Consider the following 21138-nt stretch of genomic DNA (forward strand, 5'->3'; position numbering starts at 1 on the left):
TGACTCCGAAGAAATGCGGAAAGAGTTGAAAGGCTCGGCAGGACAGCCGCCGTTTAGCCTTGGATCTGGTTGGGAGCGACCAGCACCGAGCCGATATCGCCAGATACACCCGACAGCTCGGCGAATCCGATGGTGCGCATGTTGACGCCGACAGCAGGCGCGGCCACGATGGCGCGGCCATTGGCGTCGGAGGTCAGCGGTGCGCCGCGGGTGACGGCACCGCCATACTCGACATCCGCGATACCGCTGCGCACGATGCTGGGTCGGTCGCCAGCGTTGTATGCGAAGCCCTCGGTAACGCCGAGCAGGGAGTCGGTGCCGGATGTGCCTTGCTTGACGGCACCGTCACTGGCGCCCTGCGTGACGATGCGGAACTTGCCGATCGCGCCCTCGGCGATGTGGGTCTTAATGAGACCGGGATTGCTCATGATGGATTCCTGTAATGAATGGGACGAAGGCTCGGCGGTTACGCCTGCGCCAGTTCTTTGGCGGCCTGGGTGGCCGCCGCTGCGAAGCCCAGTTGGCCGCCGCTGGCTTTTGCAGCAATCACCAGTTCGTTTGCGCGAGCGGTGATCTCCTGCTGGGTCGGCGCCGGCTTCTCGCTGGCACCCGCGTTGTTCGGCTTGGCCGGCAGCGCCGCGGGCGCATCGGTCACGATCGCCTTGGCCTGCGCAGCAAGTGCCCCACGGTGGGCAGCCAGAATCTGCGCGGCGGCCTGGTCCGGCGTGGTCTTGCCATCGGCCTTCAGCGTGGCGATCAGCGTTTCGTGGCCGGCCATCGCATGGGACTCGATGCCGAGGATTCGCTCGCGCTCGGCGGTGGCGCCAGCAGCTTGCGCCGTGGCTTCGATTTGCTGCAGCAGCTCGGGCGATTCCGCCGCCAGCTCTTCGCGGGTCTTGATGCTCATGGAGATTCCTTTCGGAGAGGTGGGCAAATCCGCCCGGGTTTTTGAAGGGGGCACTGCGGGCACCCCGGTCTCGCTGAACTCGCCGGCGGCGAGCCGTCCTACCAACTGGTCGAGCGTGGCAATGCCGTCGACCAGACCGGCATCGATGGCCTGCTGGCCAATGAAGATCCGGCCGTCTGCCATATCCGCCAGCACCTGGTCGACGCTGGCGCCGCGGTTGTCGGCCACCGCCTGCACGAACTGCGTGTACAGGTAGTCGACCTGGTCCTTCATGTACGCGAGCCCTTCTTCAGAGAGCGGCGCGAAGGTGCTGGCAATGCGCTTGTATTTGCCAGAGTAGATCTCGGTGGTCTTCACGCCGCGCTGTTCCTCGGCTTTCGACACATCGCGGTGCTGGTTGACCACGCCGATCGAGCCGACCTGTGTGGTGCCGTCTGCGATAAACACTGCCTGCGCGGCGCTGCCAATCCAGTACGCAGCCGAAGCAATCGTGCCGTCGCCGAGTGAAACCACCGGCTTGATCGCGCCGACCTCTCGGACCACGTCCGCCAACTGCTGGGTGCCGGCGACCGTACCGCCCGGCGAATCGATATGCAGCAGGATCGAATTCACGCGACTGTTGGCTGCAGCGGCCCGCAAATCGCGCGCCACCAGGTCGCTCGAGGCGCCGCCCGAGATGTCGCTGAACAGGTTGGCGCGGCGCCCGATCGTGCCCATGATCGGAATCACGGCCACGCCGTTGACGATCTCGTAGTCTTGCGGCTCGCTGCCGAGCGGTCGACCAAGGCTTGCCGCTACCGCCTGCAGGTCGACCTGCTCGCCCAGCAAGCGCGCCTCATAGGCCGCCACGATCTCTTTCAGCTTGCCTGGCAGGATGGCCCAGGGCGCGTCAATGACGCCGAGTAGTCGATTCATCATCGTTCCTGAAATGCAAAACCCGCCTTGGCAGGCGGGTTCGCGTTATTGATTGGCGTTGTCCGGCGGCGGATCTGCGTTGGGATCCGGCGGTGCAGGCGGCGCGGCCTCGGCAAGCAGACCATCCCGCCGGCGCGCCTCGATCTCCCGCGCCTGCTGCGCGTGGTTGTCGGCCCAGTTGCTGCCGTCATAGGCCATCGTCTCCTTGGTCAGCGTGGTGCGGCCGATCTCCAGATTTTTCGCAGAGGCCAGCGCCTCCTTCAGCGGATCCACCGCACCAGGTGCATCACCGACCCACTGGCAACCCAACCAGGCGCGTCGGATCAGCGGATTATCGAAGTAGCCCGGCGCCGACAGTCGCCCGTTGGCGACCGCCTCATCCATCACCAGCTCGTAGACAGGCTGGCAGAAGTTGGTGGCCAGCCAGAAGCGACGCATCTTGAAGAAGCGCCAGGCGTCCAGGATGGCCGCCCGGGCCGCCGTGTAGCTGGAGGTGTAGTGCTTGATGAGCAGCTCGAACGGCAGCTCCAGTGCCACACCGACCTGACGCAAGATGGACTGCACGAACGGATCAAACAGCGCGTTTGGCCGGCCCGGGTTGATGACTTCCACTTCATCGCCCGGCGCGCCGGTGATGATGGCGCCCTTGCCCAGCCGGTAGTCCGGCTCGGGACCGTCATCGGCCATCAACGGCCCGTTTCCGCTCTCGGTCTTGATGAAGACCGTGAACATCCCGGATACCACCGCGGCGGCCAGCTCGGCCTCGGTGTACACGCCAAGCTGCCGCAGCGGTTCGATCACCGGCGCCAGGTAGGGTTGGCCGCGCGTCTGCCCCACCCGTCGACGCTCGAACAGGTGCAGGACGTTGCGCCGGCCAGTGCTGGTACCGAACACTTCGCGCCGGTCCCATTTCCGATCCCGGACCCCTATCCCGCCAGGGTGCGATCGCAGAAAGTGACACGCGACGGGCGCACCGAAATCGTCCATCTCCACGCCACCCGCCAGCTTGTCGGTATCGCGCGCACCCTGCGGATTGCAGCAGCGGTCGCCCTCAATCAGCTGCAGCCGCGTGCGGTAGGCAGTACGGTGCCGCTCGAGCATTGGCGTGACACAGAACACGTCGCCGTTTTCCAGCGTCGATCGGAACGCCAGCGCCTGCATCTCGTAGAAGGTTTGCGTCAGCGTGATATCGCATTCCTTGCTGTCCGCGAACAACGAGAACTCAAGCTGCGCCTGCTGCTGCCAGGCCGCTGCCTGCTGCTCGGTCAGCCCCAGCACCTTGGCATCAAGGGTCGGCTGCGGCGCGAGGCCGGTACCGACTACGTTGGTCACCACCGTATTGATGGCGCCAACCGCCAGCGGGTTGTTGCGCGCCAGGTCGCGGCTGCGGTTGCGCAGCTCGCCCAGCGCCGGCAGCAGATCCGCGTCGGCCGAGCCACCGAAGGCAAACCAATTGCGCAGCGAGCGCTTGGTGCGCGACGCGCCGTCATAGGCGCCCGAGTAGGCCTGCGCCGTGCGGGCCTGCGCACGACGATTACCGGCAGCTGGGCTGAAGTAGTTGATCAACCGGTCGGGCAGCGTCAACCTGCTGGCCAGCACGGCTGCTAGTGTAGTGTTGCATTCTGTTTGGAACTTAAGCGGCGGTTGGCGCGAATGACCTTCTGCAGGATGTCGCGAGCGCTCTTGGTCCAGATGAACGGCTTGGGGTTGGTGTTGTGGTGAGCGATGTACTCGTTAATGGCGGCGACCAGTTCCGGCACGCTGGTGAATACGCCGCGGCGAAGTCGCTCGGTTGTGATGTCGCGAAAGAACCGCTCGACCATGTTCAGCCATGATGCCGAGGTGGGCGTGAAGTGCATGTTGAATCGCGGATGCTTGGCCAGCCAGTCCTGCACCGCAGGATGCTTGTGCGTGGCGTAGTTGTCGGCGATCAGATGCAGCGTTTTGTCCTTGGGCGTCTCGCGGTCGATCTTGCGCAGGAACGTCAACCACTCGGTATGGCGGTGGCGCTGCTGGCACTGGGCGATGACCTGGCCATCGAGCACGTTGAGCGCGGCAAACAGCGTGGTCGTGCCGTTGCGCTTGTAGTCGTGAGTCATGGTGGCCGCGCGCCCATTCTTCAGCGGCAGCCCGGGCTGTGTGCGATCCAGCGCCTGCACCTGGCTCTTCTCATCGCAGCACAGCACAAGCGCGTGCTCGGGTGGCGACATGTAGAGGCCCACGATGTCTTCAAGCTTCTCGACGAACTTCGGATCGCGCGAGACCTTGAAGCCGCGCACGATGTGCGGCTTCAACCCGTGGGCGTGCCAATGGCGCATGACGGTGCTGGCGCTCACGCCCAACTCGGCGGCCATCTTGCGCGTGCTCCAGTGCGTGGCCGCTTCGGGCTGGCTCTGGGTGGTCAGCGTCACGAGGCGAGAGACGTCCACCTTGACCGGCGGCGCGCCACGTGGACGGTCGCGCTCAATGCCCGCCAGCCGCGATTGGGCATAGCGCTCGCGCCAGCGCGAGACCTGCACCCGGCCCACGCTCAGTTGCGCGGCAATGTCCTTGCTCTGCATCCCCTCAGCCGCAAGCAGCACGATGTGCGCACGCTGTACCAGCCTCACACTGGTCAGCTTCGAACGAACCAGTCTCGTCAATTCGGCGCGCTCTTCGTCGGTCAGCACAATCTCAGGGGCAACTCGCATTCACTCTCTCCACTCTGCCTCATAGTGGAACCTTGGAGGCATGCGAATATTATACGTTCATTCAAGAGTGCAACACTACACTAGCTTGGCATCCTTCATTCCGCCACCCCGTAGCCGATGCGCATCCGGCTGCCGCCGTTGCGCGCGGCACGCAGCCTGCCCTCCCAAAAATCGATCTGCTTGCGGACCTCGGCCGCATCGGCGCGCGTGAGCTTGCGCCCATCGATCTCATAGGACTGGTTTTTTGCCACCGCCAGGCTGGCGGCATACCAGGCGGATAGCGCTGCCTGTGCTTGCTCCACGGTAATCATGGGTTAGATCTCCACGCCACGCGAGACGGTGCCGTATCGGCGCCGGCGTCGCGGTGGCAGGTTGGGTGTTTCGTCGGTTGTGACCGGGACCGGCGCCGGGCGATGTCGCGCCGACGGTGCGTCCTGGTCGTCTTCGTCGTCTTCCGCGTCGACCTCGCGCGGTGCAGCCGCCGGCTCCGGTGTCGGTACCGGCTCGGGCGGCGCTGGCTCGTCGAAAAGCCCGGCCTGCGACAGCCGCGCCTCCAGGGCGGCCCAGTCGCGCTCCTGCATCAAGTGGACCTTGGCAGCGCGCGTGGCGTGCAAGGCGTACACCTCGCAGTCCAGCGCTTCATTTCGCTTGCCCACCTTCTTTTGCCAAACGCGAATGACGTGGCCGTTTTGCTGCCGCACCGGCGCCTTGACCTCGGCCAGCAGTTGCTCGAAGTAGTCGGCGATGACGTTTTTGTAGACGTGGAAGCGGCCCGGCCCTTTGCCCTCCATGCCAACGCGGCCGCGCTCACCAATCAGCAAGTCCTTGGCGCGGCCGACACCGACCATGAACACCGAAACGCCGTACTTGGCCGCCTTGGTGTTCTTCTTGTTGGTGTCGATCACGGCGCTCGGCTTGCGGAAGATCTCCGCATCCGGACTGCGCGCGCCCTTGATGGCCATGACGTGCGGCACGCCGCGGCCCTGGCGCGAGCGCACGTACTTGTAGACCGCATCGGAGGTGTTGCCGTCGCCGCTATCGATGGAGACCGCAGCCACAGACAGAGCGAAACCACGCGCATGTCGGTACTTGCCGAAAATCAGCTTGTCGAGCTGGTTCCACACATCATCGGTGATGAGCGCGACCTGGCCATACAGCCGGTCATAGCGCACCAGCCAGGACTCTTCGCCGCGGCCGTAGGCGCGCACGATCACCTCCAGGCGATCGGGCTGCACGTCGACGCCGATCACCAGCATGAGTCCGCCCTCCGGCACCGTGCCCGCGTCGTACTTCAGCGCGCGCTCGGCCAGCTCGTCGGCCTTGGGCTGGTCGCCCTTGAACGAATAGGCCACACCCATCGAGCTATTGGTGAACGCCACCAGCTTGCTCTCATCACCCATCGCCAGGTGGTGGAGAGCCGTGAGCCAGTTCTCCATCAGCTTGGGCATCACCGAGCCAGGAAACGGGCTGTACAGCTCGTTGATGAAGTAGCCGGCGATGCCGTTGAACGGTGCGGTAGCCACCCAGCGGCCGGCCTTCACGTTGCGGCGCTTCTCCGCATCGTTCCAGATGCCGCCGCAATGCGGGCAGACGTAGTAGGCCTTCTCCGGCACCTTCTTGCCGAAGATCGGATGCGATGCGCCCTCCTCCTCGGGGCATTTGAGGTAGTCGAAGCTCAGCGCGTGCTCTTCGCCGCAATGATGGCAAGGCACCATGCCCACGCGCTTGTCGGACAGCTCCATCTCGGCCGCGATGGTCGACGTACCCTCGACTGTCGGGGTGCCACCAATGACGATCTTGACGCGCGAGCGGCGAAACGTCTTGGTCCGCTCCTTGGCCAACTTGATCGAGTCGCCCTGGCCGCGCAGGTTCAGATTGCAGTCGTCCGGCTCTTCGATAAAGATGCGCGGGATGGGGCTGGACTTGACGCTGGAAGGCGAGTTCGAGCCGACCAGCTTGAGAAAGCCGCCGCGGAAACGCTTGAACAACATGCGCTGCTGCGACTTCCGGCTACGCAGGTCCACTGCCCTGCGCAGCCGCGGCGTGGCGCTGACCATCGGCTCGAACTTCTCGGCCATGTATTCCTTGGCCGCGCCCTCTTTCGGGAACAGGCCCAGGATCGGCGACGGATCCAGGTCGATCCACTTGCACAGGATGTTGCCCAGCACGCCCGAGGTCCACGCGACCTGCGCCGATTTCTGGCAGCACACCTCGATCACGGTCGGATCATCGAGTGCTTCGAGCGGATTGCCCGGCCAGCAGAGGTAAGGCGTCACCTCCGGGTCATACTTGCCGGCGCGATCGGCTTCGACGCTCGACAGGAAACGGTACTTGCGCGCCCATTCCAGGGCATTCATGCGGGGCGGCAGGGCCCAGCGCGAAACGGCCATACGCAGCGTGCGCTTAGCCGTCTTCGTCATCCTCCTCACTGTCTCCGGCATCGTCAAGATGCTCAGAGTCGGGATCTCCATCATCGTCTTCGTCCAGGTTCTGGAGTTTTGCCAGGCACTCCTCTACGTAAGGCAGCACGAGCTGCTCATCGATCTCGATGTCGTGGGCCTCGAACACGGCATCGGCCACCTTGCCAGGCAGCAGCAGCATCTCGGTCTTGGCCGCCTCGACGTGGTCGGCCCACAGGCCTTCAAACTTGGCCGCCGGCGCCAGCAGTTCCAGCTTTTCGCCGATGCGCAGCTCGACCTCGATTTTTCGCGCGCGGTCGAGCTCATCCTTCGGACTGGACAGGCCTGCGCGGTGCAGCTCGCGCTGCGTGTACCAGGCGAGCACGGCTGCGGTGTCGTATTCATTGCCGCGGCCGCGCTGGCCAGCCAGTTCCACCGGCATACCCTCCTTCGCTTGCCAGCGGATCAGCGTCTGCACCGCGAATCCGGTGATCTCCGCCAGCTCCTGCAGGTTCACCTTCTTGCCCATGACACCCCCAAAACTAACTAACCCTAGTGCCCCTTTCATCTAGAAAAAGAACGCGGTGCGAATGACCCCCGTGAGACGGGAGGCCGGAAGGACCCGCGTGCGCCCGGCCGCACCCCACCGGGCGCCACGCCCTGCCCGCTGGCCGGCTAGCGCGCCGTGGCCAGCGCCTGCTCCCAGGCCTGCAGCATCTCGCGCTCGAAGTTCGCGCGCGCCGTCAACTCAGCCACCTCACTGAAGCGCAGCCGCTTCTCGTACCGGGCCTGCGTGGCGAACAGCAGCACGGGCACGATCTTTTTGTTGTTGTCGACGCGCGCATAGATGGCCTCGGGCAGGTTGTGGCCACGCGGCTTGCCCTTGAAATAGCGCTTCGCCTTGCCCGACGAATTGACCTCGGCTGCGATCCGCTTGATGGTGGCGCGCGTCAGGTTGCCGTACTGGTTCAGCTTCGCGCCGGCGCCTGGCAGCGCAATGCCCTTGCCAAACAGCTTCTCGAACGTTTTGAGATCGCGCTGGCCACCCTCGACCTCGGTGCGCAGATAGCGCGCCTGGCGGTCCTTGATGAACACGGTGGACTCAAGCTGCGTTTTGCTTGCCGAGCTGCTACCCACCGCCGAGCGCGTGAATGGCACCGGGTTGTCGAAGGCGCGCATGATCTCGGTGGTCTCGGCTTCCCGTGCCAGCTTGGCCAGCCGCGTGAGTGCCGTGGCCGCGGCGAAAGGCATCTGCCGCTGCTGCAAGCCGAAACCCTGTACCACGCTGCTCACGTCAACGCTTACAGTTGCCACCCGCCACTCCCTCGCTCAAGCTCCCGGCTACTCCCGTCCGGCTGCTCGACAAACACGCGTAACCTCGACATGCGAAAGTCACGCGCGATCTTGCCAGTGCCGACGCAGCGCCCGCCGAGTAGCTCGGAAAGCTCTGCCGCCCACTCAGCCGAAAGCTCAATGCTTGCGGCCTTCCGCCCCTCGAACACAGTCAGCGTACGAGTGCCATCCTGATTGAACGCCACCGCATAGGTGAACATCGACTGCATCGCGGACGGGCGCTTTGCGAACAGATACGCCAAGCGCGCAAGGAGAGGCCAGCGCTTCAGCATTGCAAACTCCCAAGAAAAAAGAAGAACGGGCAGGCTCCCCACGGCGCCGGCCCGCATGAACTCGCCCACCAAGAGCGAGAGGAGACAACCTCACTACACTGCCAGCCGCTCTTGTAACAGGTAGCCTTCCAGCTCCCACACCTTGTTGCGCGCATTCTCGCGGCTGATGCGCTGGCCGATCTCAGTATCGAAGTTCTCTTTACTGACCGTGGCCGCCTCACCCCGGACCGTGAAGCCGTTGCGCAAGGTCAACTCACAAACCATCACCTTGCCGCTCGGCAGCACGGTGAAGGTCTCGCCGACGATGGCAGCGTTGATGTCCGCCGGCGTAAGGCGAGGAGCAGTCAGGCCCTTCTCACGGATCTTTTCCTCGACTGCAATTTCTTTGGCGGCCTGCGCGGTCTGGTACGGCATCCACGCGGCATAGCCGCCGTGCACGTCCAGGTCAACATCGCCCTCCTGCACCAGCCTGCACGACAACACAGGAAACGAAGTGCCGCGGGCGTCGATCACCAGCAGGTTGACCATTCGATCACCGTGCACAGCAATGATCGTCGCATCGAGTGGCTGGCCAAAAATGGTGTGCACAAGGGATTTGCCGATCTTTCCAGAGGTGCAAGGCCAGTACCAGACCTTGCGGCCAACGGTAGGTTTGATCATGGGGACTCCAAGGGAATGCCAGATCCCGTCTGGCGCGGGCAGAAGCAGCGGCGCGCAGAATGCAAAAAGCCCGACCAGGTATGAACCGGATCGGGCTTTCGTCTTGCTGCACGCACTGAAACCACAGCGTAGCCGAAATCTACCCCTACCCAGTCAGGATTTCAATAGCACGCTGCAACGTCCCTCCCTAACCATCTGATTAGAAATAGAAAAAAGGGGCCACCTTGAAAAATGGATTTGCGGCCGTCATTGCTTGAGCAGCAGATGCAGCGGCAGGACCTTGGCACGGGGATTTTTGAGGCAGTACTCCAACGCGATCAGCAGCGAGTTGTGCAGCCGGCGGACGTGGCTTTCGCTGACACCAAGCCGCACCCCGATCTTCTGGCGCGGCAACTCCTCGACGTACCAAGCCATGGCCAGTTTGCGCAGATCCAGCGGCAGCCGCCATAGCGCCTCGTGCAATTGCTCGCACTCCGGCGGCGACATCGGGATGAACGACCGCAGCGGCATCGAGCGGATCTCCTCGAGCGTGAGGCAGCTCTCGCCGTAGCCATTGGGCGCGCCGCCGGACTTGGCCCATTTTCCCCACGACTGTAGGCGATCGACCGCCCACTCCAGCCGCTCGCGCTCGCGCTTGTCCACCCGAATACCGACCGTCATCGCCTCGCCCTCCCCCCAACGATGGTGCGCATCCGCGCGAATTCCAACTCGGCCGCTGTGGCGTCCGATGGCATGTTCTCAGCCTCGGGAATGCCTGGGATCGGCGGTAGGTGTTCACGCACAGCCACCGACCACAGCGCTTCCCACCGCGGCCGTGCCTGCGGCCATGTGCCGACCAGGACCTGCTTGACACCGAAACGCACGGCCGTCCAGAACACGGCTCGCGAGCTCCAGCGGTCACGCTTGACGGCGCGCATCTGGAGCTGCTCGACGGCTTCGTGATAGGCGATCTCAGCGCTCAATGCCGCGGCCTTCATTTGCGCCGCCCCACGCCGAGGGTCTTGGCCAACGCACCAGGCGCAGAGGGTGGCCCGGCTTGCATCGGTAGATTTGCCGCGAACGCCGCGTCACGCGCCGCCTGTATCGCAAGCGTTTCCCGGTACTTGATACGAGCCAGGGCAATTTTGTCCGCATAGACCGTCTTCCACGCGTCACCCTGTTCTTGCGCATTCCGCAATAATGCGTAGAAGTAGGCCCACTGGTCCTTGACGATACTGGCCTGCATAGCGCCCCGCAGTTCGTCCAAAACGCGCTGCCCCTGCGTTTTACTCACCGCCTTGAGATCGATCGCCATGGAGGCTCTCAGCGCCTTGCTGATCGACACGGGCCAGTCCAGATCATCCCTCCACTCGAACCCCTGGCCCCCTGCAAGCCGGGCCGAAGGCCCATCCCCACCGCACTGGATGTTCTGCTGCCGTTCCTCTGAGAGCCGCTGCGCTTCTGTGGGAGCCGTTGGGGGTGCCTGCTCGCCTCCCGCGCCATCGGCGTGGGGGGCTAGATCAATGCCTGTCTCATCTGCTCCGGCTTCGGGGTTGTCGTCCGCCGCCAGCTGCTGCACTGGCACGGGAGGCAGTTGGGGGTCTTGCTCTCCCCCCGCGCCATCGGCGTGGGGGGGTGGATTGAGGTGTTCCCCACCGGCCTCGGATCTGCGGGAAGGGTTGGGTAGGGTATAGGTTTTACCCGACCCCTGATGTGTGTCGGCTTTCGGCTCGTTATTACCCTGTGCATAACCCCTGGAACGCTTACCCGGCTTAGCTTTGCGGTCACCCTTGGGGCCTATTGCGCCCCTGTCGGCTTTATTTTGTACATGCGTATCCGTGTAGGCGAGCAGCAAACGGAACTTGAGCCGCAGCTTGCCGCTGATCGCGCGGACGAGGCCGAACTGCTCCAACTGCTGGGCACGCCGGCGCAACTGCTGCTCGGACGGCTTGATGCCCTTGAACCCGGGCCGGCCAGGGACTTCGGTGTCTTCTCGCAGCGATTGCCACGAGATGCCCTTCTCCGGGCCACCCACGACGCCTGTCTTGAAGTTCATATCGCGCCGCAGCGACAGGTACAGATCGCGCGCCAGGTGGTCGACGTAACGCAGCGCGCGCCACTCCTGGTCAGTGGTGAGGAAACCCGCGCTCATGCCGCGGCCCCACGACGTACCCGGACGACTTCGTCGCTCATAGCTTTAAGCTGGCTGCAATAGCCCACCTCCCAGGCACAGCCATGGTCGCTCTCGGGCGCGTAGGGATTCACGGCGTGCACACCGTGCTTGCGCGCATCGGCTTTGCCACGCGCGACGATTGAGGTGATAGGTTGAATTGGATAGTCCATAGGTCTATGACCGCACTGAGGCGGTCTCGCATAGAAAATCAAAGGTCAACATGAAGGCGAGCGAGTTGTACGGCCCGGTCTCGATGCGATCGGTGGCGATGGCCACCTCGGCGCGATAGGCAACGCGGCCGCTGTGCGGCAGATGCAGCCATCGCTCTCTGCAGATCAAGGCCAGCGTCGACATCTGGCCGGCGCCAGCAAAGACGTAGAACACGTCACGCAGCGACCAGAAGGTCAGCAGGTGCCGCGCGAAGGCATCGAGCCCGCTGCCGCCCTTCACTTCCGCGATTGCTTCCGCGCGGCGGCGCGCGCAGCACAGCTGCACCGCATGCCGGCACGTCAGATCAGCGGAGACGCGCGTGGACTTGCAGCACGTCATGTCGGGCTGGAAGCGAATCTCCATCTTCACGCTGGCGGGTCTCGGTCAAATTCCCACAGCAGCTCCCAAACGACCAGCGGATCTGAATCCTTGTCGAAGGTGGAGATGTAATGCCGCTGCGCGGCTTCGGAGCGCAGATGGCGGTTGTAGCGCGGATGGCTTAGCGCAATCAACGTCACCTGCCGCTTACGGCCGTGCTTCAGGACGAAAGCGCCAAACGGCTCACCTCCCGCGAGAATGCGTGCCGTGATACTTGCGTGGGCCTTCTCCAGCTCGACTCTTGTCAAGGGCTTTGGCCGCCGCAGAGGTGGTAGCTTTTGAGCTCGGCGTGCACTCAGGACCAACGATCGCACTGCCGCAGTCATACCTTGCGCTTGCGCTTGGTGAGCAGCTTGCCGAGCGTGCGCATCAGCCGGCGCTTGAAGCCAACCGCCTCGCGCAACTCGCGGTGAGCCTCCTGCACGGCTTCGTCGGAGGTGTCGGTGGCGAGGCGAAGCACCGCCTGCTGCCCCTTGGCGTCCTCACTCATGAGCCTGCCCAGGGCAGCGTGCACACACAGCTCCGGGTCGCCCTCACCGACTTCGGCCCGAACCACTAGGCCGAACGGCGCCAGAAGGCTATCGAGCACGTCGAGCCGGAGATCCGCCGGCAACGCGGCCAGGATCGACGGGATGAAGTTGGTCGGCAGCAAGGTGCTGTCTTTGGTCTCGTCATCGAGCCAACGGAATACACGCTCGCCGTTGACCTTCATGCGCTCGAAAGCATCCCGCGTATTGGGCTCGAAGCGAATGCCCGTCACATCGTCATAGCCGAGGCGCTCATGGACGCTGACAACTAAGTCCACCACGGTCGCCTGGCCCAAGCGATCGCGCGTGCGCCACGTATTGACCGCCCCGCGGAGGAGGCCGATAAACGTCTGAGATTGATGCCGCATGATTTGGAATCCCCCGGTAGATACACTGCCGTCTAGACTTAAAAGGCGCCGTAGCGCGAGAACTCATCGGGATGAAATCTGTGTTCCAACCCAAGTCAAAATTGCGCCGACTGACCCCGCTGGAGCGCCGCCGCATTGCCGCGTTGCTGCGCGCAACGACACGCAAAACCGGCCTCATTCAGATGGCACAAACGGACGTTAAACAGCTCCCGACTCGGACCGCGACGCGGCCGCCCTCCCCAGTCCGCGAGCAAGATCTGTGAAATCGAATCCAGACGGCGCTGGGGAACGAGAGCGCAGCTCCGGCCAAATCACCCACCAATCGGTGGGCCGGAGGCATTCCCGGGTAACGTGACCGGCCGACCAGCCCTCAATCAACGAGGCCCAGCGTGCGTCCACAGCCTTTTTCTGCGCAGCCCACTCCCCGACGGTCACTGCTGACACGCCGAGGTATTCGGCCAAGCGAGCCGCGCGCCCACGCTCGGCCCTGAGATAGATCTTTAGGTCCATAGCGCGAATATTAGCCGTGGGCTATCACTAAGGCAATAGCCCTAGGCGAATTTCATTTATGAGCCCAGGGCTATCTAATCCGAGGTTGACACGCTGTCACAGCCACAAGAAGCAACGCCATGAAGACCATCGATGAGATCCGCCACGAGAACTTGCTGCGCTTGATAGCGCGGATGGGATCAATCCAGGCTCTGGCGACGCGAGTGGGTAAGTCACACTCCCAAATCAGTCAACTGAAGACGAGGGCCGCTCACAGCTCTGGCGGCAAGAAGCGCTCTATTGGCGATGCGCTTGCCAGGGATATCGAGTCCCAATGTGAACTCCCGGTCGGCTGGTTCGACGCCGACCACAGCAGAGAGATTGCGGAATCCGTCGAACCAGCAACCGCATCTGCCCATGTTCCACGCCTTACCAAGCAAAGCGCGCCACATCCGGACTCACACATCCGCACCGCGATAGAGTTACTTGAGAGCCTGGATCGCGACGGACGAGCTGAGGCGGTAGGAGCAATCAGGGTTATTGTCGCGGCTCACCACAAAAGCTCCACGCGGTCCGCCAGCAACGGTAACTAGCATGGCGGAGTGGAAACATCGGCGACGACAGACGTTGCCCGATGGAGAATCAGCATAAGAATTAGAGAACGACCAGGGTCACCTTCACACCTGCAGTGAACCTGCAGTTGCGATCCAGCCAAGGCCAAGACCTGGCGGACGAAAGCTGGGAACGTTGAACGGGAAAGCAAGATAAGTCGGAAGGGCCTGCGTCTGCAGGCCCTTTTTCATTGATACTCGCTCCGCGCAAATATTAGCCTTAGGCTATTGCACAAATGCAAGCCCGTGGCTAATATTCACTCCACACCCACTTGTGGAGGTCTTCGTGAACCAGCTCTTCAAATCCTGGATGGCATACCTCGCCTTGGTAGCCGCCGTCTTCGCAGCCCACGCCTGCGCCGTTGAGCGCGACGAACAGGCCACGCCCCGCGTCACCACAACCCGCAGCGCGTGAGGCCGGCCATGCACCTCGAATATCACGGCTACTACACAGCCCCCGCGCACTGGATCGTCATTGACGACTACGGCACGGAGCACAGCTCGCTCTGGGGAACAGGTGATTTCGGCGGAAGCAGCGATGCGGCGCATCGGAACCGCTGGCACTTTGAGCACAGCGGCTACCAGGACCCGGACTACTGCCGTGCACACTACGCCTCGCCGACTCCCTATTACCTCCGGGAAGACACCGCGTTCGCGAGCCAATTCGGCTTCAGCATCGAGGTCAGACTCTGCATCAATCTTCTCCTCCGCCCTGCGTGGGATGCCGACGCCGGAGAACCCCGCGAGACGCGCGATCACGGGGCGCGGGTAGAAATCCTCTCGATGTATGTCGACGCTGGCAACGGCTATATTGACCCGGTCACGGTTGATCATGCCGCTATCGAAGAGTTTTGCTGGGCATACATCGACATGTACGAGGCCAGGCAGGAAGCGGAGCGCCAACAGCGCCGGGCGCGCCGTGCCGCGGAGGCCTCGCAATGATCCGCTTCCGCGTCACCGTCGATGGCCGGCTCACCTATTCCGGCCTGTTCCGCAGCACCTGCGACGCGATCATTGACGCCCTCGATCGCGGCGCACGCACCGTGTCGGCGGTGCGAGCATGACCGCCCGCCGGATCTCGAAGGCCGAGCTAATCGCGGAATTCATCCGCGTGCGCGGTAGCGGCAGGCCGGAAGAACAGGTCGAGATCCCGGCGATACGCAAAAAGCTGGCGCGCTCGCGCCGCGCCTTTCTCAAGACGCAAGCACGGATCCCGCGTCCGCGCCCCCGCTTCGATCCCACGGTCATCGACCACAAACGCCGTCAGGCAAACGACCTCGACTGAGGAGCAATCATGCTGATAGGACTCACCGGCCCGGCAGGCGCCGGCAAGGACACTGCCGCCGATTACATTGTTTCCGCCCACAAATTCGTTGCGGTCGCATTCGCGCCGACGCAATGCCCCGCGTGGGATCAGACGCTCAACGGCCTGCACGAAGCGGGCATCGATGTGGTTGTGAAGGAGATCCGCTCGAATGTTGAGGCGGCCATCATCCGTGACCACGGCGGTTTCATCGTCCGCCTGGTCCGTACGTCCGACGAACCCGGATCACTGATAAGCGCCGCCAGCGTGCGCCTGCGGGAAGCCGACCGTGAGATCCACAACGACGGTACGCCCTTTGATCTGTACGACAAGCTCGACGCCATCATCGGCGAGGAGTCTTTCGTGGGGGCCGTGTCGTGAGCCAAGCCATCTCTCTGCGCCAACCGCGCCGCTCGCACCTGACCTCGCTGCCGTTTCTACGCAGCACCCGGCCCCTGACCTTCTCCGCCAGCTTGGTCGCATTCATCAGCGACCCCACGCCCAGTGCCTACATCAAGCTAGAGCGGACCCTCGACCTGGTCGCTATCGCGATGCAGGTCCAGCGCGGCACCGCGTACCTGGTGCAAATCCAGTCGGCGCGGCGGGTGATGGTCGCCATCCTCGATCGCGTCGAGCGAATCGGCGTGCTCGCCGTGTCGACGCACGATGCGCAGACCTTGCGCGCCGCCGCCCCGCATATCGAGGCGGCCATCGGCTGCATTCGCCTCGACGCCTTCTGCTTCGCCAACGCCATCGTCCAGCACAAGACACAGCTGCAGAGCGCGGCGCTAACCCACTGATCTTATCGCCCAACCCGAGGCTCCATCCATGACCACCCCTCAAATTCTGTTCGCCATCCTCGCCGTGTCCTTGTTCGCCGGCTGCGCCATTTTCCTTTATCTCATCTGGATCACACCCGAGCCCGAATGCGCCGAGATCTGCCCGGCTGACACCTATGCGGCCGCCGCACAAGCCGCAGCAGGTGCTCCAGCATTCGCAGGACATCTCCGGCACATGGCTGCCATGCCGCTCGACGGCACCGTGGCCGCAGCGCAATCCGCTGCCGTGCAGCCCGGTGACACGATCACCTGGATGCGCGACCTGGAAGACCTCGCCGACGAACTCATGCAGCCCACCGGGCCGCGCGATGAAGACGGCTACTGCAGCCACCCGGCCCTCCCCGCATTCCCAGAGAACACGAACCACCACATGCTGCTTGAGGCCATCGGCCTTGCGGCAGCCTTCGTCTGCATGGAATCCGATTGCAAGAACGAAGCCCTGATGGACCAAGTGTGGGACGCTGGCAGCTGCATCGAGTGGATCCCTACCACCCCGGCCGGCGAGGGTTGGAATCTCCTGGAAATCTACTCGACGGAAGACGGCCCTTATGCGCTGTTCGCGCGCCCACTCACCCGTGCTGAGCGACAAGAGCGCATGCAAATGGGCCAGTTCAACGCGTCCACAGTTGCCGGCTATCGGAACGTCCTCACTGCCCTCGCCAAGGACCTGGACGCACTTGCGGCCTTCGCTGAAGACGCCACACACCCGCCGGCAAGCTTTGCCGATCGCGCCGCACGCCGCGCCGTGAGAGCCATTACACACCTGCACAAGGAAATCGAACTGCTCAAGTCCGAGGCCCTGCAACGCACCGCCTGAAGCAGACCCACCACGTCTACCCCGGAGTCACCATGCCCCAAGTTCAACCCGGCGAACTTCTCGTCATCCAGGCCGCCAACCTCATCGTCTCGCCGCGCAATCGCCGTAGGCGCCGCCACACCAAGATCAATCAGCTTGCTGCCTCTATCCTCGCCCATGGCTTGATCAAGAATCTATCCGTGATCGAGCACGTCAGCCGCAAGAAGAGTGCGCCGTCGCACGAGGTGGTCGATGGCCGTGGCCGCCTTGAGGCCATCCACATGCTCATGGCGCGCGGTGACTTGCCCAAGACGTTTGAAGTCTTGTGCAAGCTCGAAACCGCCGGCAATGCCGAGGAAATCAGTATCGCCGCCAACATGCACGAGGCGATGCATCCGGCTGACGAATTCGAGGCCTTCCGCGATATGGTCGATGGTGGTAGCTCGATCGAGGAAATTGCCGCGCGCTTCGGCGTGACGCCGCTGGTCGTGCAGCGTCGCCTGAAGCTGGCAAACGCGTCGTCCAACCTGGTGCAGGCCTACCGCGACGACAAGATGAGCCTCGACCAGCTGATGGCGCTGGCTATCACGGACGACCATGCCGCCCAGGAGCGCGTATGGGAGCGGGCACAGCACGGTGACCCGTGGGAACAGCGTCCGGATCGGCTTCGCGCCGCCCTGGCCGCCCCCGGCGCCATCAACGCCAAGACAGATCGCCTGGCGCAGTTTGTCGGCATCGACGCGTACGAGGCCGCAGGCGGCCCAGTCCTGCGGGACCTTTTCAGCGCCGGCGGTGGTTACATAGGCGATGGTGAGCTGCTGAAGCGCCTCGCACAGGAGAAGCTCGATGCCTCGACCGAGGCGATGCGCGCCGAGGGGTGGGCTTGGGTGGAAGCACAGGACCGCTTCAGCTACAACGACCAGTTGATGTTTGGGAAGAGCCAGGCCAAGAAGCGCGACCTCACCGAGGAGGAGCGCGCCGAGCTGACCACGCTCAAGGCTCGCGCCACCGAGCTGGACGAACGCAACGAACGCCTGGAAGTCGAAGACGAGGATCTGCTCAACGAGCTCGGACAGGTTGAAGCGCTGATCGAAGCCATCGAAGCCAGCACCGTAACCTACAGCGACCGCCAGAAGGCGAAGGCGGGGGTCATCATCACCATTGCACAGAATGGCGAGCTGGAGATCCACCGCGGCTTGATCAAGCCGGAGGCCGGTAAGAAGAAGAGCAAGGATCTGCAGTCCTCCGAGAGCGATGCGGAGAACCCGGGCGCCGACCAAGACAGCGCGCCGCAGGAGCCGGCCGAGCGCCCTCTTTCAGAGAGCCTGATGGCCAAGCTCACCGGGCACCGCACCGCCGCCCTGCAGGCGCTCGTTGCTGCATCTCCTTCGGTTGCGCTAGTTCTCCTGCTCCAAGCCCTGGTATCCCAGGTCTTCACGAAAGCGAACTATCGCTGGCGGTACCAGGCGGTGGCCAAGGTTCAAGCGAGCGACCAGCGGGGCACCATACAGCGCGCGGCTGACGACCTGGAGGCCTCGCCTGCATGGCAGAGCATGGAAGCCAGTATCGCCGACTGGGAGGAACGGCTTCCCGCGGAAGACCAGGATCTGTTCGCCTGGCTGCAGACGCTGAGCCAAGCCGATCAGTTCGCCCTGCTGGCCGTCTGTGTCGCCCATACCGTCGATACGCAGGCAACGCGTGAAGACGCCGCCGTGCATGAACACGCAAACCAGCTCGCGGCCGCCGTCGACCTGGACATGGCCGACTGGTGGCAGCCCACTGCCGGCTCCTACCTGGCCAGCGTACCTAAATCTCGACGGATGGATGCCGTCCGCGAGGCGGTTAGTGACGAAGCCGCGGCCAGCATCGGCGCCATGAAGAAAGACGCCATGATCGGCGCGGCCGAGCAGTACCTGGAGGGGCGCCGCTGGCTGCCGGCCGTACTGCGCCGGCCCGCCGTCAACACCGAAGCCGCGGCCGAGACACAGGCCTCCGGCGCGAAATCCAACAAGCCTCCCATCCGGTACCGCGATGCCAACGGCAACACCTGGACCGGTCGCGGCAAACAACCGGGCTGGCTCGCCCACGCGCTAGCCGGTGGCCAGAGCATCGATGCATTCCTGGTGCAGTAAGCGCACCCCTCAGACCACTAGGAACCACCACATGAAACGGAATCGCAGCAAACAGCCCGCCACCCCGGAATCCTCCATGGATAGCCTCGGCGCCCGCATCCCGGCCGCACAGCGCCTGCAGTTCGCGGCCACTTCGGAAAAGCGCATGAAGCCGCAATCGGCGTTGCACATCGATGACATTGCCGTCGACAAGCTCTCTGGCGCTATGAAGGCAAAGCTGGCCAAGTGCCGCAAAGAAGGAAAGATCGGCTGGGATAGCCCGCTGCAATGCTCAGGCGAGCGTCTCGCTGGCCTCTTAGGCGAAAGCCTAGTCAAGGGCGATCCGGTCGACATCGCCAACTTTGCGGCCATGCTGCATTCGCGCGGCATCTCGCACCAGGTGATCGCCGAACAAGCACTGCACGCAATGCTGCGTGGTAGTCGCCTCCAGCACCTCCTACGCATCACGCAAGGTGATGAGTTGCGACGCGCCGTGCGCGGCATGACCACAATGCTGGTCAATGACGAATGGGAAGAGCACGTCAGCAAAGATCCAGACGCCATGGCGCTTGAGGCTGCCATCACCGAGTTACACAACGATCTCGCCGAAGCTAAGGAGATACTGGCCGAGGACGCCAACACCATCACCGGAGACAGAGGATGACCACCATTTTTCTGCTGCTGGCGCAGTATGGCGCAACCGCTGTCGTGCCCCTCGACACAGTGGCCCGGGACTACTTCCCCCACCTCAGTCCGGAAAAGCTGCTGCGCAAGATCAGCCTCGGCGACATCCGCCTGCCTGTCGTCCGCATTGAGGGATCAAACAAGACCGCCAAGGGCGTCCACGTGAACGATCTGGCGGCTTACATAGATGCGCGCCGAGCTGCAGCACAGAAGGAGTGCGAACAGCTATCCGGGTGACGCAAATAACACCCTCCCCCGCAACGATGCCCTTTGCTCAGTGATTGAGATTCCGCTCGGAATACGGTTCAAGACGCCCCCGTCTCGCGCGGCATTTTCTAGTGAAGTGCACTTGCGGGAATATCCGACAACCATTCGCCGCGAAAACCGCATGGATTTGAATATTGAGGCCGCACTGTTAATGATCCGCTCGCCTGAACCTCAATTGTAATATTACCTTGACAAGGTCTTTCTCTACCTGGGTCAACGGCGAATATTTGAATCACCCGCAATAATTCGGGCGAAACAGCAGGATTTTCCACTTCAAGGACACTTCGAGCAGTACCCCCACACCTCTCCGCCAATGTGGTGCAATATGGCTTAATTCCACGGGTGGCCAGATCCCGCAGGACACTCGCGTTTGGGTGATGGCTAGAACCGTTCGCGGAAATTATGGCATATCGCTCCCCCTCCTCGGGAAGAGGATATAAATAATCTAGCGTTTGGGGAGCACAATCCTTTTCCGAGCCGTGATGTGGAAGTTTCACCGCGCTTGGCTTTATAGCTACTCGATGCCGCGGCCATTTCTGCCCTTGCGCATGCCATCCGACCACGGTTCCATCAGCGCCAAGAACGATCTGTTGGCCAGCGTACGTGACCATCAGGGCCAAACTGAGGTCATTCAAATCGGGCGACTGAGTGGAAATCCTACCTTCCAGTAGGTTTTGCATAAGCGAACCGCGCACATGCGCTGTCGGAAGGAGCACGTCAAATGTCACCTCAGGAAAACCTGGAACATCTAGTGCTGCAGGAAAACTAGCGACTGGAGATTCCCAGTGCTCACTGGATTTCGCCGCCTTGAAAAATCCGATTATTTCCTTTGCGCCTCGGGAGGCAGATTTGCTCGCGCTCTTTCCTGCGGCCGCGTACCGAGTCACGAACTGCAAAAGCTTATCCTGTGACCTATCAATTGGGAAGGAGAAGAAGCCCTCAATATTCCCCTGATAGGCCTCACATATCTCCCCCAAACCAAGATAATGGTCTGCGTGCGGATGCGTGAGTGCAACAAACTGCAGTTTCCGCGCCTCTCGCTCACGCAAAAAATCCAGCGTTGGATTGGAATCCCCTCTGGCATTACAATCGATCACGCCAAAATGTGTTTCAACCTCACCGTCAGCTCGTTCAAAACTGTACTCTAGAACAATCGCATCCCCGTGAGATACATTCAATACATGAATACGCAGCACAAATTAGAAAT

The 21138-nt window shown here is 62.9% G+C and carries 29 protein-coding genes; 11 read left to right on the top strand and 18 right to left on the bottom strand.

Features of this window, described 5'->3' with window-relative positions; translation table 11 throughout:
* Window positions 1-53: 53 nt before the first annotated feature.
* From ACZY0R_RS28615 to ACZY0R_RS28695, 17 genes are all read right to left on the bottom strand, one after another.
* Window positions 54-428: a capsid cement protein gene (locus tag ACZY0R_RS28615; RefSeq protein WP_488863153.1), complete on the bottom strand. Its 375-nt coding sequence runs from the start codon at window positions 426-428 to the stop codon at window positions 54-56.
* A gap of 38 nt (window positions 429-466) precedes the next feature.
* Window positions 467-1822: a S49 family peptidase gene (locus ACZY0R_RS28620; protein ID WP_488863155.1), complete on the bottom strand. Its 1356-nt coding sequence runs from the start codon at window positions 1820-1822 to the stop codon at window positions 467-469.
* 45 nt (window positions 1823-1867) lie between these two features.
* On the bottom strand, window positions 1868-3406 hold the full coding sequence (locus ACZY0R_RS28625) for a phage portal protein (protein ID WP_488863157.1): 1539 nt from the start codon (window positions 3404-3406) through the stop codon (window positions 1868-1870).
* A gap of 20 nt (window positions 3407-3426) precedes the next feature.
* On the bottom strand, window positions 3427-4512 hold the full coding sequence (locus ACZY0R_RS28630; RefSeq protein WP_488857529.1) for an IS630 family transposase: 1086 nt from the start codon (window positions 4510-4512) through the stop codon (window positions 3427-3429).
* Window positions 4513-4607: 95 nt separating this feature from the next.
* Window positions 4608-4823: a DUF6148 family protein gene (locus tag ACZY0R_RS28635; RefSeq protein ID WP_488863158.1), complete on the bottom strand. Its 216-nt coding sequence runs from the start codon at window positions 4821-4823 to the stop codon at window positions 4608-4610.
* A gap of 3 nt (window positions 4824-4826) precedes the next feature.
* Window positions 4827-6932 carry a phage terminase large subunit family protein gene (locus ACZY0R_RS28640; protein ID WP_488863160.1) on the bottom strand — a complete coding sequence of 702 codons (2106 nt, stop codon included), beginning with the start codon at window positions 6930-6932 and terminating at the stop codon, window positions 4827-4829.
* The gene (locus ACZY0R_RS28645; protein ID WP_488863161.1) at window positions 6916-7440 is read right to left on the bottom strand and encodes a terminase small subunit; all 525 of its coding nucleotides are present in this window, start codon (window positions 7438-7440) and stop codon (window positions 6916-6918) included. The genes ACZY0R_RS28640 and ACZY0R_RS28645 overlap by 17 nt, the downstream gene beginning before the upstream one ends.
* Before the next feature lie 146 nt (window positions 7441-7586).
* Entirely contained in the window at window positions 7587-8225 is a 639-nt protein-coding gene (locus tag ACZY0R_RS28650) for a hypothetical protein (protein ID WP_488863162.1), read from the bottom strand.
* On the bottom strand, window positions 8213-8536 hold the full coding sequence (locus tag ACZY0R_RS28655) for a hypothetical protein (protein ID WP_488863163.1): 324 nt from the start codon (window positions 8534-8536) through the stop codon (window positions 8213-8215). Before ACZY0R_RS28655 ends, ACZY0R_RS28650 begins: the two co-directional genes overlap by 13 nt.
* A 93-nt stretch (window positions 8537-8629) precedes the next feature.
* The gene (locus ACZY0R_RS28660; RefSeq protein WP_488863164.1) at window positions 8630-9196 is read right to left on the bottom strand and encodes a Gp49 family protein; all 567 of its coding nucleotides are present in this window, start codon (window positions 9194-9196) and stop codon (window positions 8630-8632) included.
* A 246-nt stretch (window positions 9197-9442) separates the two neighbouring features.
* Window positions 9443-9856 (bottom strand): hypothetical protein, encoded by a 414-nt coding sequence (locus tag ACZY0R_RS28665; RefSeq protein WP_488863166.1) that lies wholly within the window; start codon window positions 9854-9856, stop codon window positions 9443-9445.
* Complete coding sequence (locus ACZY0R_RS28670; RefSeq protein ID WP_488863167.1) at window positions 9853-10173, bottom strand: hypothetical protein; 321 nt, start codon at window positions 10171-10173, stop codon at window positions 9853-9855. The genes ACZY0R_RS28665 and ACZY0R_RS28670 overlap by 4 nt, the downstream gene beginning before the upstream one ends.
* On the bottom strand, window positions 10170-11327 hold the full coding sequence (locus ACZY0R_RS28675; RefSeq protein WP_488863169.1) for a hypothetical protein: 1158 nt from the start codon (window positions 11325-11327) through the stop codon (window positions 10170-10172). The genes ACZY0R_RS28670 and ACZY0R_RS28675 overlap by 4 nt, the downstream gene beginning before the upstream one ends.
* Before the next feature lie 195 nt (window positions 11328-11522).
* Complete coding sequence (locus ACZY0R_RS28680; RefSeq protein WP_488863170.1) at window positions 11523-11927, bottom strand: hypothetical protein; 405 nt, start codon at window positions 11925-11927, stop codon at window positions 11523-11525.
* Window positions 11924-12184, bottom strand: coding sequence for a hypothetical protein (locus tag ACZY0R_RS28685; protein WP_488863171.1), 261 nt, complete (start codon window positions 12182-12184; stop codon window positions 11924-11926). The genes ACZY0R_RS28680 and ACZY0R_RS28685 overlap by 4 nt, the downstream gene beginning before the upstream one ends.
* Window positions 12185-12258: 74 nt before the next feature.
* Window positions 12259-12831, bottom strand: a complete 573-nt coding sequence (locus ACZY0R_RS28690) for a toxin YdaT family protein (protein WP_035871249.1) — start codon at window positions 12829-12831, stop codon at window positions 12259-12261.
* Between the two features lie 198 nt (window positions 12832-13029).
* Window positions 13030-13341 carry a transcriptional regulator gene (locus tag ACZY0R_RS28695; protein ID WP_081862350.1) on the bottom strand — a complete coding sequence of 104 codons (312 nt, stop codon included), beginning with the start codon at window positions 13339-13341 and terminating at the stop codon, window positions 13030-13032.
* A 119-nt stretch (window positions 13342-13460) separates the two neighbouring features.
* Here ACZY0R_RS28695 and ACZY0R_RS28700 point away from each other — a divergent pair, with 119 nt between their 5' ends.
* From ACZY0R_RS28700 to ACZY0R_RS28750, 11 genes are all read left to right on the top strand, one after another.
* Window positions 13461-13913: a hypothetical protein gene (locus tag ACZY0R_RS28700; RefSeq protein ID WP_051648960.1), complete on the top strand. Its 453-nt coding sequence runs from the start codon at window positions 13461-13463 to the stop codon at window positions 13911-13913.
* A gap of 304 nt (window positions 13914-14217) precedes the next feature.
* Complete coding sequence (locus ACZY0R_RS28705; protein ID WP_255350697.1) at window positions 14218-14346, top strand: hypothetical protein; 129 nt, start codon at window positions 14218-14220, stop codon at window positions 14344-14346.
* 8 nt (window positions 14347-14354) lie between these two features.
* Entirely contained in the window at window positions 14355-14873 is a 519-nt protein-coding gene (locus ACZY0R_RS28710; RefSeq protein WP_488863174.1) for a hypothetical protein, read from the top strand.
* Window positions 14870-14995: a hypothetical protein gene (locus ACZY0R_RS28715; protein WP_488863175.1), complete on the top strand. Its 126-nt coding sequence runs from the start codon at window positions 14870-14872 to the stop codon at window positions 14993-14995. Before ACZY0R_RS28710 ends, ACZY0R_RS28715 begins: the two co-directional genes overlap by 4 nt.
* Window positions 14992-15216 carry a hypothetical protein gene (locus ACZY0R_RS28720; protein ID WP_017227035.1) on the top strand — a complete coding sequence of 75 codons (225 nt, stop codon included), beginning with the start codon at window positions 14992-14994 and terminating at the stop codon, window positions 15214-15216. The genes ACZY0R_RS28715 and ACZY0R_RS28720 overlap by 4 nt, the downstream gene beginning before the upstream one ends.
* Before the next feature lie 9 nt (window positions 15217-15225).
* Window positions 15226-15615 (top strand): nucleoside/nucleotide kinase family protein, encoded by a 390-nt coding sequence (locus ACZY0R_RS28725; RefSeq protein WP_477152942.1) that lies wholly within the window; start codon window positions 15226-15228, stop codon window positions 15613-15615.
* Entirely contained in the window at window positions 15612-16034 is a 423-nt protein-coding gene (locus ACZY0R_RS28730; protein WP_488863177.1) for a hypothetical protein, read from the top strand. The genes ACZY0R_RS28725 and ACZY0R_RS28730 overlap by 4 nt, the downstream gene beginning before the upstream one ends.
* A gap of 64 nt (window positions 16035-16098) precedes the next feature.
* On the top strand, window positions 16099-16890 hold the full coding sequence (locus tag ACZY0R_RS28735; protein WP_488863179.1) for a hypothetical protein: 792 nt from the start codon (window positions 16099-16101) through the stop codon (window positions 16888-16890).
* Between the two features lie 32 nt (window positions 16891-16922).
* A complete protein-coding gene (locus ACZY0R_RS28740; RefSeq protein ID WP_488863181.1) occupies window positions 16923-19001 on the top strand; it encodes an H-NS family nucleoid-associated regulatory protein in 2079 nt (692 codons plus the stop codon).
* Window positions 19002-19032: 31 nt separating this feature from the next.
* A complete protein-coding gene (locus ACZY0R_RS28745) occupies window positions 19033-19644 on the top strand; it encodes a hypothetical protein (protein ID WP_488863183.1) in 612 nt (203 codons plus the stop codon).
* Window positions 19641-19901, top strand: a complete 261-nt coding sequence (locus ACZY0R_RS28750; protein ID WP_488863185.1) for a pyocin activator PrtN family protein — start codon at window positions 19641-19643, stop codon at window positions 19899-19901. Before ACZY0R_RS28745 ends, ACZY0R_RS28750 begins: the two co-directional genes overlap by 4 nt.
* A gap of 98 nt (window positions 19902-19999) precedes the next feature.
* Here ACZY0R_RS28750 and ACZY0R_RS28755 read toward each other — a convergent pair whose 3' ends face one another.
* Window positions 20000-21127 carry a ComEC/Rec2 family competence protein gene (locus tag ACZY0R_RS28755; protein WP_488863187.1) on the bottom strand — a complete coding sequence of 376 codons (1128 nt, stop codon included), beginning with the start codon at window positions 21125-21127 and terminating at the stop codon, window positions 20000-20002.
* Window positions 21128-21138 lie beyond the last annotated feature (11 nt).

It is taken from the genome of Cupriavidus sp. F041 (assembly GCF_057814235.1).

Coding starts and splice junctions, on each gene's coding strand:
- ACZY0R_RS28690 (WP_035871249.1), bottom strand. CDS start 12,831: ATGCGGCATCAATCTCAGACGTTTATCGGCCTCCTCCGCGGGGCGGTC.
- ACZY0R_RS28635 (WP_488863158.1), bottom strand. CDS start 4,823: ATGATTACCGTGGAGCAAGCACAGGCAGCGCTATCCGCCTGGTATGCC.
- ACZY0R_RS28695 (WP_081862350.1), bottom strand. CDS start 13,341: ATGGACCTAAAGATCTATCTCAGGGCCGAGCGTGGGCGCGCGGCTCGC.
- ACZY0R_RS28700 (WP_051648960.1), top strand. CDS start 13,461: ATGAAGACCATCGATGAGATCCGCCACGAGAACTTGCTGCGCTTGATA.
- ACZY0R_RS28725 (WP_477152942.1), top strand. CDS start 15,226: ATGCTGATAGGACTCACCGGCCCGGCAGGCGCCGGCAAGGACACTGCC.
- ACZY0R_RS28620 (WP_488863155.1), bottom strand. CDS start 1,822: ATGAATCGACTACTCGGCGTCATTGACGCGCCCTGGGCCATCCTGCCA.
- ACZY0R_RS28615 (WP_488863153.1), bottom strand. CDS start 428: ATGAGCAATCCCGGTCTCATTAAGACCCACATCGCCGAGGGCGCGATC.
- ACZY0R_RS28670 (WP_488863167.1), bottom strand. CDS start 10,173: ATGAAGGCCGCGGCATTGAGCGCTGAGATCGCCTATCACGAAGCCGTC.
- ACZY0R_RS28715 (WP_488863175.1), top strand. CDS start 14,870: ATGATCCGCTTCCGCGTCACCGTCGATGGCCGGCTCACCTATTCCGGC.
- ACZY0R_RS28640 (WP_488863160.1), bottom strand. CDS start 6,932: ATGACGAAGACGGCTAAGCGCACGCTGCGTATGGCCGTTTCGCGCTGG.
- ACZY0R_RS28750 (WP_488863185.1), top strand. CDS start 19,641: ATGACCACCATTTTTCTGCTGCTGGCGCAGTATGGCGCAACCGCTGTC.
- ACZY0R_RS28740 (WP_488863181.1), top strand. CDS start 16,923: ATGCCCCAAGTTCAACCCGGCGAACTTCTCGTCATCCAGGCCGCCAAC.
- ACZY0R_RS28675 (WP_488863169.1), bottom strand. CDS start 11,327: ATGAGCGCGGGTTTCCTCACCACTGACCAGGAGTGGCGCGCGCTGCGT.
- ACZY0R_RS28655 (WP_488863163.1), bottom strand. CDS start 8,536: ATGCTGAAGCGCTGGCCTCTCCTTGCGCGCTTGGCGTATCTGTTCGCA.
- ACZY0R_RS28745 (WP_488863183.1), top strand. CDS start 19,033: ATGAAACGGAATCGCAGCAAACAGCCCGCCACCCCGGAATCCTCCATG.
- ACZY0R_RS28660 (WP_488863164.1), bottom strand. CDS start 9,196: ATGATCAAACCTACCGTTGGCCGCAAGGTCTGGTACTGGCCTTGCACC.
- ACZY0R_RS28720 (WP_017227035.1), top strand. CDS start 14,992: ATGACCGCCCGCCGGATCTCGAAGGCCGAGCTAATCGCGGAATTCATC.
- ACZY0R_RS28645 (WP_488863161.1), bottom strand. CDS start 7,440: ATGGGCAAGAAGGTGAACCTGCAGGAGCTGGCGGAGATCACCGGATTC.
- ACZY0R_RS28710 (WP_488863174.1), top strand. CDS start 14,355: ATGCACCTCGAATATCACGGCTACTACACAGCCCCCGCGCACTGGATC.
- ACZY0R_RS28630 (WP_488857529.1), bottom strand. CDS start 4,512: ATGCGAGTTGCCCCTGAGATTGTGCTGACCGACGAAGAGCGCGCCGAA.
- ACZY0R_RS28665 (WP_488863166.1), bottom strand. CDS start 9,856: ATGACGGTCGGTATTCGGGTGGACAAGCGCGAGCGCGAGCGGCTGGAG.